Origin of the sequence: Micromonospora sp. AMSO31t, assembly GCF_008868175.1 — a bacterium.
GTDB lineage: Bacteria > Actinomycetota > Actinomycetes > Mycobacteriales > Micromonosporaceae > Micromonospora.
Genome location: NZ_WBKT01000185.1, coordinates 1 through 11,317, shown reverse-complemented (window position 1 = coordinate 11,317; position 11,317 = coordinate 1). Strand labels below are relative to the sequence as shown.

General features: G+C 73.6%; 12 protein-coding genes. 6 read left to right on the top strand and 6 right to left on the bottom strand.

What is annotated here, in order from left to right; translation table 11 throughout:
* Nucleotides 1-81: 81 nt before the first annotated feature.
* Nucleotides 82-1,059, bottom strand: a complete 978-nt coding sequence (locus F8274_RS27030) for a hypothetical protein (RefSeq protein ID WP_225853995.1) — start codon at nt 1,057-1,059, stop codon at nt 82-84.
* Between the two features lie 282 nt (nt 1,060-1,341).
* Here F8274_RS27030 and F8274_RS27025 point away from each other — a divergent pair, with 282 nt between their 5' ends.
* Together F8274_RS27025 and F8274_RS27020 are read left to right on the top strand one after the other, a co-directional pair.
* Entirely contained in the window at nt 1,342-2,787 is a 1,446-nt protein-coding gene (locus F8274_RS27025) for an alpha-amylase family protein (RefSeq protein ID WP_151465183.1), read from the top strand.
* Between the two features lie 80 nt (nt 2,788-2,867).
* On the top strand, nt 2,868-3,782 hold the full coding sequence (locus F8274_RS27020) for a L,D-transpeptidase (protein WP_151465182.1): 915 nt from the start codon (nt 2,868-2,870) through the stop codon (nt 3,780-3,782).
* Between the two features lie 6 nt (nt 3,783-3,788).
* On the opposite strand, the gene F8274_RS27015 is transcribed toward F8274_RS27020, so the two are convergent.
* The 5 genes from F8274_RS27015 to F8274_RS26995 all read right to left on the bottom strand — a co-directional run bounded on the left by F8274_RS27015 (nt 3,789) and on the right by F8274_RS26995 (nt 8,830).
* The gene (locus F8274_RS27015; RefSeq protein WP_151465181.1) at nt 3,789-4,412 is read right to left on the bottom strand and encodes a response regulator transcription factor; all 624 of its coding nucleotides are present in this window, start codon (nt 4,410-4,412) and stop codon (nt 3,789-3,791) included.
* Nucleotides 4,409-5,563, bottom strand: a complete 1,155-nt coding sequence (locus tag F8274_RS27010; protein ID WP_151465180.1) for a sensor histidine kinase — start codon at nt 5,561-5,563, stop codon at nt 4,409-4,411. The genes F8274_RS27015 and F8274_RS27010 overlap by 4 nt, the downstream gene beginning before the upstream one ends.
* A 21-nt stretch (nt 5,564-5,584) precedes the next feature.
* Nucleotides 5,585-6,391 (bottom strand): ABC transporter permease, encoded by an 807-nt coding sequence (locus F8274_RS27005; protein WP_151465179.1) that lies wholly within the window; start codon nt 6,389-6,391, stop codon nt 5,585-5,587.
* Nucleotides 6,392-6,421: 30 nt separating this feature from the next.
* Nucleotides 6,422-7,312, bottom strand: coding sequence for an ABC transporter ATP-binding protein (locus F8274_RS27000; RefSeq protein WP_151465178.1), 891 nt, complete (start codon nt 7,310-7,312; stop codon nt 6,422-6,424).
* Between the two features lie 78 nt (nt 7,313-7,390).
* The gene (locus F8274_RS26995) at nt 7,391-8,830 is read right to left on the bottom strand and encodes a DHA2 family efflux MFS transporter permease subunit (protein WP_151465177.1); all 1,440 of its coding nucleotides are present in this window, start codon (nt 8,828-8,830) and stop codon (nt 7,391-7,393) included.
* A 109-nt stretch (nt 8,831-8,939) separates the two neighbouring features.
* On the opposite strand from F8274_RS26995, the gene F8274_RS26990 reads away from it, so the two are divergent.
* The 4 genes from F8274_RS26990 to F8274_RS26975 all read left to right on the top strand — a co-directional run bounded on the left by F8274_RS26990 (nt 8,940) and on the right by F8274_RS26975 (nt 11,280).
* A complete protein-coding gene (locus F8274_RS26990) occupies nt 8,940-9,680 on the top strand; it encodes a TetR/AcrR family transcriptional regulator (protein WP_151465176.1) in 741 nt (246 codons plus the stop codon).
* Between the two features lie 42 nt (nt 9,681-9,722).
* Nucleotides 9,723-10,574 carry an alpha/beta hydrolase gene (locus tag F8274_RS26985; RefSeq protein ID WP_151465175.1) on the top strand — a complete coding sequence of 284 codons (852 nt, stop codon included), beginning with the start codon at nt 9,723-9,725 and terminating at the stop codon, nt 10,572-10,574.
* Between the two features lie 83 nt (nt 10,575-10,657).
* Entirely contained in the window at nt 10,658-10,864 is a 207-nt protein-coding gene (locus F8274_RS26980; RefSeq protein WP_151465174.1) for a type II toxin-antitoxin system VapB family antitoxin, read from the top strand.
* Nucleotides 10,861-11,280, top strand: a complete 420-nt coding sequence (locus F8274_RS26975) for a PIN domain nuclease (protein ID WP_151465173.1) — start codon at nt 10,861-10,863, stop codon at nt 11,278-11,280. Before F8274_RS26980 ends, F8274_RS26975 begins: the two co-directional genes overlap by 4 nt.
* Nucleotides 11,281-11,317: the final 37 nt, after the last annotated feature.

Here is an 11,317-nt window from a genome sequence, read left to right as displayed (position 1 = left end):
TGGTGCTGTTGCTGGCGGCCGGCCTGTGGTGGAGACGACGGCGGGGGCCGGACGAGCCGACCCCCGCCGCGCGCCAGGCGGTCAGCGGACCGGGGTGAGCCGGTCCGTGCCGAGCTTGTCGCGGAGCGTCCCGGGCTCCGGCACCACGGGTACGGCGAACCGTTCGGGGTCGCGGCGCCGGGCGGTGCCGGCCGGCGCGGTCCAGGTGGCGGTGGCCTCGGCCCAGCCACCCTCGCGGCCCCGGGCGGACCGGCTCTCCTCCTTGGCGGCGCCGCGGCGCCGGGCCAGCCCGGCGAGCAGGCCCGTGCGCTCCTCCCCCTTGCCGGCCATGGCCTGGTTCAGCGCGGCGGCCTGGTGCTGCTCCCGGCTGCGCTTGCCCAGGTGGACGGAGAGGCGGACCAGCAGCGCCATCACCACGAGCAGCACGCAGGCCAGGTAGCTCAGCACCACCCAGGTCTTCGCGGCCCGGCCCGCGTTGAGCCCGTGCAGCAGCGCGAACGGCCACGAGACGTAGGCCATCGAGTGCAGCGCGCGCCACATCCACTTCGGACCGACACCGGCGAACCGGACCCGGACGATGCCGGTCCAGAGCACGCCGACCATCAGCAGCGCGGCCACGGTACCCAGCCCGACATAGAGGCCCCGGCCGGCGACGAACGGCATCAGCGCGTCGGTCGGCCCGGCCCGCCCGATCGCGACCTTGGTGATCACGTGGCAGGCCAGCCCGGCCACGCCGAGGACGCCGGTGGCCCGGTGCGCCGACTGGAGCAGCACCCGGTGCCGGATGAGCAGCACCAGCCGGTCGGTGGCGAGCAGGCCCATCATCACGGTGAGGCTGAGCGAGACCAGGGTGACCACCCCGGCGAAGAACTCGGTGAAGAAGAATCCGTACGAGTACATGACGCTGCCGGCGCCGGCCAGCTCGAGGCCGGCCCACGCGACGGCGAGCGCGGACGCGGCGAGCGCCACCATCGCGGATTTCGACATCGTCCGGGCACCACGGCTGGTGGTGGCGGTCCGGACGGTCGTCGCCTTCTCGTTCTGCTGTGCCCGGGCCATCTGCTCCTCGATCGTCTCGCGGCGGCGCCCCCACCGACCGACCCTGCTCCCCTCTCGAGTACGGACGGACGGCACGGGCGGATCACCTCCGGTGGCGAATTTCTCCGCCGATCCGTCGAACCGTCCGGCCCCGGGGCGCGTGTAGCGCCTGACGCAACGACGTATGTCCATCCGTTGACATTTCTTGCAACACGCTTGTAACCTTGCCGAAAATTTCAGGCCGACTTGCAACAAGCCGGCACTGAAAGCTTCCCCCGCGCCGCACACCCCTCAGGAGTCCCGATGCATCGACGTCGATGCCGCGCGGCTGCCCTAGCCCTGGGCCTGGCCGCCAGCCTGCTCGTCCCGACCACCGTGGCGGCTCCCCCGGCCGCCGCGGCCACCCCCGGCAGCAAGAAGGTCATCGTCCAGCTCTTCGAGTGGAACTGGGCCTCGGTGGCCAGCGAGTGCACGAGCACCCTCGGCCCGAAGGGCTACGGCTACGTCCAGGTCTCCCCGCCGCAGGAACACGTCCGCGGGAACCAGTGGTGGGTGGCCTACCAGCCGGTCAGCTACCGGATCGAGTCCCGCAAGGGCACCCGCGCCCAGTTCCAGGCGATGGTGAACACCTGCCACAACGCCGGCGTGAAGGTCATCGTCGACGCCGTCGTCAACCACATGTCCGGCCAGGACAACGGCGGCACCGGGTGGGCCGGCAGCGGCTTCGGGCACTACGACTACCCCGGCACCTACTCCAGCCAGGACTTCCACTACTGCGGCCGCAACGGCAACAACGACATCGCCAACTACGGCGACCGGTACGAGGTGCAGAACTGCGAGCTGGTCAACCTCGCCGACCTGAAGACCGAGTCGGACTACGTGCGCACCCGGCTCGCCGCGTACCTCAACGACCTGCTCTCGCTCGGGGTCGACGGTTTCCGCCTGGACGCCAGCAAGCACATGCCGGCCGCGGACATCGCCGCGATCAGGGGGAAGCTGTCCCGCTCGGCGTACCTGGTGCAGGAGGTCATCTACGGCGCCGGCGAACCGATCCAGCCGACCGAGTACACCGGCAACGGCGACGTGCACGAGTTCCGGTACGGCAAGGACCTGGCCCGGATGTTCAACAGCGAGCGGCTGGCGTATCTGAGGAACTTCGGGGAGTCCTGGGGTTACCTGCCCGGCGGCTCGGCGGTGGTCTTCACCGACAACCACGACACCCAGCGCGACGGCGGCGTGCTGACCTACCGCGACCGCGGCGAGTACGCCCTCGCGAACGCCTTCATGCTCGCCTGGCCGTACGGCACCCCGGCGGTGATGTCGAGCTACACGTTCGGCAACAAGGACCAGGGCCCGCCCTCGGACGCCGGCAACAAGACGTCGAACACCACCTGCTACTCGGGCTGGGAGTGCGAGCACCGCTGGCGGGTGATCGCCAACATGGTCGGCTTCGCCAACGCCACGCAGGGCGCCGCCGTCGCCAACTGGTACGACAACGGCTGGCAGCACATCGCCTTCAGCCGGGCCGGCCGGGGCTACCTGACCATCAACGACGAGGACGCCGCGATCAGCGGCCGCTCCTACTACACGGGCCTGCCGACCGGCCGCTACTGCGACGTCGTCCACGGCGACTTCAGCAACGGCTCGTGCAGCGGCCCGGTGATCACCGTGGACGCCGGCGGCTGGTTCGCCGCCACCGTCAACGCCCACGACGCGGTGGCCATCCACGTCGGCGCGAAGCTGTCCTGACCCGCACCTCGCCGAACCCGGGGTCCCCCGCGCCGCCGTTTCGCGGCACGGCGGACTCTCGCCCGATTACAGTATTGATCGTGCTGTTTGACCGATTGTTCTCGCGCTGGACGTTCGGCTGGCTGCTCGCCGCGGTCGGCGTACCGGTGCTGCTGGCGGCCGCGCTGCTGGTCGGGCGGAGCCTCACCGGCGGTCCGGCCCCGACGCCGGTCGCCGGCGCGCCTGTCGCGGAGGTGCCGCCCGCACCGGACGAGCCGAGCCCGTCCCCCGAGGAGTCCGTGCCGGCCGCCGCGCCCGCACCGGACGACCTGCCGGTGGTCACCTACGACCCGGCGCCCGGCGGATTCCCCGCCGACCCGGGCCCGGCCGACACCCGCCCGCTGAACGAGGGGGTCACGCCGACCCGCACCGTGGCCGCGTACGACGCGCCGGGCGGCCGGCCGCTGGCGTTCCTCGCCCCCACCATCAGCGGCGTCGAGCTGACCATGCCGATCGTCGAGCGGCGGGTCGGCTGGACCGCCGTCCTGCTCCCCTCGGCCAACCGGCGGATCGCCTGGCTGCCGGCCGGCAGCTGGAGCATCGTGGCGCTGCGCGACCAGATCGTGGTGGAACGCCGCCCGCACCGGCTCACCTGGTACCGGGACCGCCGCGCCGTACGCTCCTGGGAGGTCAGCCTCGGCATGTCCGGCCAGCTCACCCCGCTCGGCCGCACCTTCGTGCTGGGCCGCACCCCGCCCCCGCAGGACGTCTACGGCGGGGTGGACATCTTCGCCCTCGGCGCGATCCCCGACGACCCGGACGCGGTGCCCACCGGCCTGCGCGGCGCGCACATCGGGCTGCACAGCTGGTACACCGACGCGACGCTCGGCAAGAACGTCACCAACGGCTGCATCCGGCTCACCCGCAGCGGCCAGCGGCAGCTCCTGGCGGAGCTGCGCCCGGGCACCGCGGTCGTGGTGGTGGACCAGCTCCCCACCCCGCCGGCCACCGCCTGAGCCGGCTCAGTCGCCGAGCAGCCAGCCGTTCTCCTCGGCCACCCGGACCGCGTCGGCCCGGTTCCGGGCGCCGGTCTTGCCGATCGCCGCGGAGAGGTGGTTGCGCACCGTCCCCTCGGAGAGGTGCAGCGTCGCCGCCAGCTCCGCCACCGTGCCGCCGCCCCGGGCCGTGCGCAGCACCTCGGTCTCCCGGTCGGTGAGCGGGCTCGCCCCGGTGGCCAGAGTCTCCGCGGCGAGCGTGGGGTCGACCACCCGCAGCCCGGCGTGCACCCGGCGGACCGCGTCGGCGAGCTGCCGGGCCGGGGTGTCCTTGACCACGAAGCCGTTCGCGCCCGCCTCCATGGCCCGGCGCAGGTAGCCGGGCCGGCCGAAGGTCGTCACCACGAGCACCCGGCAGCCGGGCAGCGCGGCCCGCAGCGCCGCGGCCGCCGCGACCCCGTCGAGGCCGGGCATCTCCACGTCGAGCAGGGCCACGTCTGGCCGGGTGCGCAGCGCCTCCGGCACCACCTCGTCGCCCCGCCCCACCTCCGCCACCACGGTCAGGTCCGGCTCCAGCGACAGCAGCGCGGCCAGCGCGCCCCGGACCAGCGCCTGGTCGTCGGCGAGCAGCAGCCGGATCGGCCCGGTCATCCGGTCGTCCCCCGTTTCGCGTCGGGCAGGGTCACCCGGAGCAGGAAACCGCGGCCGGCGCGCGGGCGGCCGACGGTGACCGTGGCGTCCAGCCGCCGGGCCCGCTCCCGGAGCCCGACCAGGCCGTGACCGGCCGCTTCCGGGTCGCCGGCCGGCCCCCGGCCGTCGTCGCGGATCTCCACGGCCGTCGGGTCGACGCGGATCTCGCACCGCCGGGCGCCGCTGTGCCGGACCACGTTGGTCACCCCCTCGCGGACCGTCCAGCCGAACAGCTCGTCCCGCTCCGCCGGCAGCGACGGCGCCGTCTCCGGCAGGTCCGCGGCGATGCCCGCGGCGGCCAGCGCCGACCGGGCCCCCGCCAGCTCCGTCGCGAGGCTCACCCCGCGGTACGCCCCGACGGTGCCCCGCACGTCGGCCAGGGCCTGCCGGGCCAGCCGCTCGATGTCGGCGACCTCGGTAGCCGCCCGGGCCGGGTCCAGCTCCAGCAGCCGACCGGCCAGCTCCGCCTTGACCGCCACCACGGTCAGCGAGTGCCCGAGGATGTCGTGCAGGTCGCGTGCGGTCCGGGCCCGCTCCTCGGCCACCGCCAGCCGGCCGATCTCCTGCTGCGCGCCCTGGAGTTCGGCGTTGCGCTGCGCCAGCCGGGTGACGCCGAACATGGCGAACGAGGCGAGCACGACGGCGAAGACCACGGTCCCCTCGGCCTCCCAGCCGGGCACCAGCGCCGCCGTGACCGGCGGGGTCAGCGCGGCCAGCACGACCACCAGCAGGGACTCCCATATCGGCAGCAGGAAGACCGCCGCGGCCGCCACGAAGACCAGTGTGGTCAGCCAGTCCCCCTCGGTGCCCGGAATACCCGCGAGGCCGAGCCCGAGCAGCGCCGCCAGGACCGTCCACGCCCGACCGCGCGGGATATTCCGGTGCGCCTGCCGCCGGCCGCGCGCCCACTCGAACACCCAGACGTAGAGCACGCCGAAGGCGACCAGGGTGGCCGCGCCCAGCACCCGGCGCCACATCTCGGGTTGGTGCAGGGCGGTGAGCAGTGGGATGTTGAGGAAGAACAGCCAGACCGCGGCCAGGAGCCAGCCGGTGAGCCGCCAACGGCGGCTCACCGGCTGACTCGGCTGGTGCGGCAGGCCCACGGTGAACACGCTAGCCTCCGCCGCCGCGCGTCAGACGCGGGTGGTGTCGCGGCGGAACAGCCGGGCCGCGCCGAGGCCGAAGAAGGCGGTCCAGGCGGCCACGTTGCCGACCGCCGCCCAGTCCACACCGGCCCCGGTCAGCGGCGACCGGGCGAGCTCGCCGACCCCGTACACCGGGGTGAACTTGGCGATCTGCTGCATGGCGTGGGGCAGGATCTCCAGCGGGACGAACAGCCCGCCGAGCATGGCCAGGATGGCCAGCACGGGGCCCATGAACTGCATGACGTTCTCGGCCGGGGCCAGGTAGCCGACGAAGAGGCCCAGGGCGGCGAAGACGAGCGAGCCGATCCAGGCGGTCAGGCCGGACTCGATCCAGACGTGCGCCGGCATCCGCACCCCGGAGGCGGCGCCCACGGCGAACTCGACAAGCACGCCGAGCAGGCCGAGCACCATAGCGGTGGCCACCTTCGTGGCCACGTACGCGGCCGGGCGCAGCGGGGTGAGCCGAAGCTGCCGGCTCCAGCCCAGCGCCCGCTCGGTGGCGACCGCCGCGCCGGCGCTCGTGGTGGCGACCATGGCCGCGTAGACGGCCAGGCTGATCATGATCCAGGCGGTGACGGGCAGGCCGTTGTCCAGGTTCTGCCCCCGCTGCGGCAGGCCGAACAGCAGGAAGAACACCGCCGGCATGACCAGGATGAACACCAGCGTGCGGCGGTTGCGCAGCACCCGGCGGATCTCGATGCCGAGCACGGGGGCGGAGAAGCCGCCCAGTGCGGGGGGCCGGCGGGTCCCGGCCCGGTCGGGCGTGGTGGTGGCGGACGGGGCGGTGACGGTCATCTGAGGCTCCGGGTTCGGCGCGGTCGGCGGTCAGGCGGCGGCGGTCAGGGCGAGGAAGGCGTCCTCGAGGTTGCGCGAGGTGATCTCCAGGTCGCGGGCGTCGGTCCGGGTCAGCAGGTGCCGGGCGACGACGTCGGAGTCCTCGGTGTGGACCAGCACGGCTTCGCCGCGCACCTCGACGGACTGCACGCCGGGCAGCGCCGCGAGCGCGGTCTGGTCGGCGCCCGGCAGGGTGGCCCGCACCACCCGGCCGGCGGCCAGGTTCTTGATCTCGGCGGTGGTGCCGTCGGCAACCACCCGCCCCTGGCGGACCAGGACGATCCGGTCCGCGTACGCGTCGGCCTCGTCCAGGTAGTGGGTGGCGAACAGGACGGTCCGGCCGGAGCGGGCGTCGGCCCGGATGGCCTGCCAGAAGTCCCGCCGCCCCTCGACGTCCATGCCGGTGGTCGGCTCGTCGAGCACCATGAGGTCGGGGTCGGGCAGCAGCGCCAGGGCGAAGCGCAGCCGCTGCTGCTGGCCGCCGGAGCACTTGCCCACCGCACGGTCGGCGATGTCGGCGATGCCGGCCCGCTCCAGCACCTCGGCCGCCGGCCGGGACTGGCCGTAGAAGTGCGCGGTCATCCGTACCGTCTCGGCGACGGTCAGGTCCTTGAGCAGGCCGCCGGTCTGCATCACGGCGGCCACCCGGCCGAGCCGGACGGCGTCGCCGGGCGTGCCGCCGAAGAGCCGGACGGTGCCGGCGTCCGGGCGGGCCAGCCCGAGCAGCATGTCCACGGTGGTGGTCTTGCCGGCGCCGTTGGGGCCGAGGAAGGCCACCACCTCGCCCGGTTCGATCCGGAGGCTGAGCCCGTCGACGGCGGTCACCGGGCCGAAGGTCTTGGTGAGTCCGGCCAGCTCGACGGCCGGTGGGGTGTCGGTCATGACAACGATGCTCCGGGAACCGGCGGGCCGGTCCCCGGAGCGATCGTCACCTTCCGACCGTGACATTTGTCAGGGCGGTCAGTGGCCGCCACCGGCCCCCTCCCGGGCGCGGCCGGGCAGCAGGAACGCGCCGGCCACGGTGACCAGCAGCAGGCCCAGCTCGGCCAGGAGGGTGACCCGCACGGCGTGCGACACCGACTCGGTCAGCCCGTCGAAGAAGACCGTGCCGAGCAGCGCGACGCCGAGCGCGCCGCCGAGCTGCTGCACGGCGGTGAGGGTGCCGGACGCCGAGCCGGTCTCGGCCTCCTCCACGCCGGAGAGCACGATGTCGAAGAACGGCGCCATCACCAGGCCCATGCCGAAGCCGACCGCCAGCAGCGCGGGCGCCATCCGCCACGGGGTGACGTCGGCGCCGGCCACGGTGAGGGTGAGCAGCATCCCGGCGACGCCGGCCAGCACCACGCCGAGACCGAGGTGGATGAGCCGCCGGCCGAGCCGCTGGGCCAGGCCGGCGCCGGCGAGCGCGAAAGCGGCCACCATGCCGATCGCCTGGGGCACGCCGGCCAGTCCCGCGCGCAGCGGCGACCACCCGAGCCCGAGCTGGAGGTAGAGGCTGAACACCAGCGAGAAGCCGGCCAGCGCCGTGAAGAAGGCCAGCCCCGCGACCAGCCCGCCGGTGAAGGCGCGGCGGCGGAACAGGGCGGGGACCACCAGGGGGTCCCGGCCGGACCGCTGCCGGCGCTGCTCGTAGCGGGCGAAGACCGCGAGCACGACGACCGCGCCGGCCAGCATGGCGAAGCTCCACGCCGGCCAGCCCAGCTCGCGGCCCTGCACGAGCGGGTGCACCAGCAGGAACACCGCTACCGAGAGCAGCACGACGCCGGGCAGGTCGAGCCGGGTGGCGTGGTGGGGGCGGGAGGCTGGCAGGAAGCGGGCCGCGCCGAGGGCGGCGAGCAGGCCGAGCGGGACGTTGATCAGGAAGATGGCGCGCCAGCCGGTGCCGCCGAGGTCGGCGTCGACCAGCCAGCCGGCCAGGATCGGCCCGCCGACGGCGGAGATCCCCATCACCGGGCCGAACGCGCCGAAGGCGGCGGCGAGCTGCTCCGGCGGGAACATCTCCTTGATGAGGCCGAGCCCCTGCGGGAGGAGCAGGGCGCCGAGCAGGCCCTGCGCCACCCGGGCGGCGATCAGCGTGCCGGGGCTGCCGGCGAGGGCGCAGGCCGCCGAGGCGGCGGTGAAGCCGAGCACCCCGACGAGGAACATCCGGCGCCGGCCGTAGAGGTCGCCGAGGCGGCCGCCGGTGACCAGGCCGACGGCCATGGCGAGGGTGTAGCCGGCGCCGATCCACTGGATGACGGTGGGCGAGCCGCCGAGGTCGGCCCGGATCGCCGGACCGGCGAGGTTGGTGACGAGCACGTCGAGCAGGTCCATCACCTCGGCGGCGAGGATCACCGCGAGGGCGATCCAGCGCCAGCGGTGGCCGGTGGCCGGTGGCGCCGCGATCAGTTGGGTGGTCATGGGGCCCCCACGAGTTCGAGCGAACGCTGTTCGTTGACGAACACTGTTCTAGCAACGAACGGCGTTCGCGGCAAGTACTATGTTCGAGTCCCTGAGCCGGAGGTCATCCGTGAGCGAACAGCCCGCCCCGCCGTGGCGTACCCGGCCCCGCAGCCGGGCGGCCCGACAGCCGCTCAGCCAGCCAGCCGTGGTCGACGCCGCCCTCGCCGTGCTCGGCCGGGAAGGTCTGGGCGGCCTCAGCATGCGGCGGGTGGCCCAGGAGTTGGGCACCGGACCGGCCTCCCTCTACGCCCACGTCTCCGGGCGCGAGGAACTGCTCGAACTTCTCGTCGACCGGGTCAGCGCGGACATCACCGTGCCCGAGCCCGACCCGGGCCGCTGGACGGAGCAGGTCCGCGAGGTGGCCCGGCAGGCGTACCGGGTCTACGCCGCGCACACCGACCTGGCGCTGGCCTCACTGGCCACCATCCCCACCGGTCCCAACGCCCTGCGGGTCACCGACGGGCTGCTCGCCGTTCTCCGCAGCGGCGGCGTGCCGGCCCAGCAGGCAGCCTGGTTCCTCGACCGGCTCTTCCTCTACATCGCGGGCGACGCCTACGAGGGCGCCCTGTACGCCGAGAAGGTCCGGGCCGCCGGACAGGACCAGCCGGCGTGGTGGGCGCGGATGCGCGAGCAGCTCAGCACGTACTACCGGAACCTGCCGGCGGGGCGGTACCCGCACATGCGGGAGCACGTGGACGTGCTGCTCGCCGGCGACGGCGACACCCGCTTCGAGTTCGGCCTCGACCTGCTGATCCAGGGCCTCGCCACCCACGTCCCGGTCGCGAGTGAGGGCGGCCCGGCCGGGTAAGCAGCGCCGACGTCACTCGTCGACGCACCGGGAGGTCAGGGCATGAGCGCACCGACGGCACGGGTGGACACCGTCCTGCTGATCCACGGGCTCTGGATGACCTCGCGCAGCTGGGAGCACTGGGTCGACCGCTACGCGGCGCGCGGCTTCCAGGTGCTCACCCCCGCCTGGCCCGGGATGGACCAGGACGTCGAGCGCCTGCGGGAGGATCCGACGCCGATCGCCGCGCAGCGGATCGCCGGCATCGTCGACCACTACACGGCGATCATCCGGGACCTGCCCCGGCCGCCGATCATCATGGGGCACTCGTTCGGCGGTCTCATCGCGCAACTGCTGCTGAGCCGGGGCCTCGGCGCCGCGGTCGTCGGCCTGCACCCCGCGCCGGTGAAGGGCGTGCTGAAGCTACCGCTCAGCACGCTGCGCTCCGGGTTCCCCATCCTGCGCAACCCGGCGAACCGGTACCGCGCCGTGGCGTTCACGCCCGACGACTTCCGGTACACCTTCGGCAACACGATCAGCCCGGAGGACTCCGACGCCGCCTGGGAGCGGTACGCGGTGCCCGCCGCGGGCCACGTCTTCTTCGAGGGGGCGTTCGCCAACCTGGACCCGAACTCGGCGACGGCGGCGGACACCAAACGGTCCGACCGGGCGCCGCTGCTGGTGACGGCCGGCGGCGAGGACCACGTGGTGCCGGCCTCGCTGGCGTCCTCCGTGGCCAACCTCTACCGGGGCTCGACGGCGATCACCAGCTACCGGGAGTTCCCCGGCCGGTCGCACTTCGTCGGCGGCGAGCCCGGCTGGGAGGAGGAGGCCGACTTCGCGCTGGAGTGGGCCGTGGAGGCGGCCAACGAGTACTCGCCGACCGTCGTCAGCACGTCCCCGGGGCGCCGCTGACAAGCCGACCCGCCCTCGCCGCTTGATATCAAAACTCGTCGGACTTGATATCATTAGCCGTCCGTGCCGGCTGAGGAGGGCCAGTGTCCCGAACAATTCTCGATGTCGACGACGAGCTGCTCGACGAGGCGGCGAAGATTCTCGGCACCACCACCAAGAAGGCCACCGTCAACGCCGCGCTGAGGGCCGTGGTCGACCGGGAGAAGCGGCGTGAGTTCGCGGACTGGCTCAAGAGCGGCGGCCTGCCGGAGCTGACCGGCGAAGGTGCGGCGCGGCCGGACGCCGCGTGAGCAGGGAGCTCTACCTGCTCGACAAGTCTGCGCTCGCCCGGTGGCCGAAGCCCGCCATCGCACGGGTGCTCGACGAGCTTTCGGACCGAGGGCTGCTGGCCGTGTGTGGCGCCGTCGAGATCGAGGTCCTCCAGAGCGCACGGACGGCCAGGGAGGCGCAGCGGGTGCGCTGGCTCCTCGGCGGCTTCCACTGGCTGGCCATGCCCGACGAGATCTGGGACCGTGCCATCGACGTCCAGGTACAGGCGCTCCACAAGGGCAACCACCGCGCGCTGTCCATGGCGGACCTGCTCATCGCCGCCACGGCCGAACGCCATGGCGCGACCGTCCTCCATTACGACGGTGATTTCGACATGATCACCGCGATCACCGGACAGCCCACCACCTGGGTGGTACCGGCGGGTCGCGGCGACTGACCCGACCACTCCCGGCGACGCATGGCGGGGCGGGGCG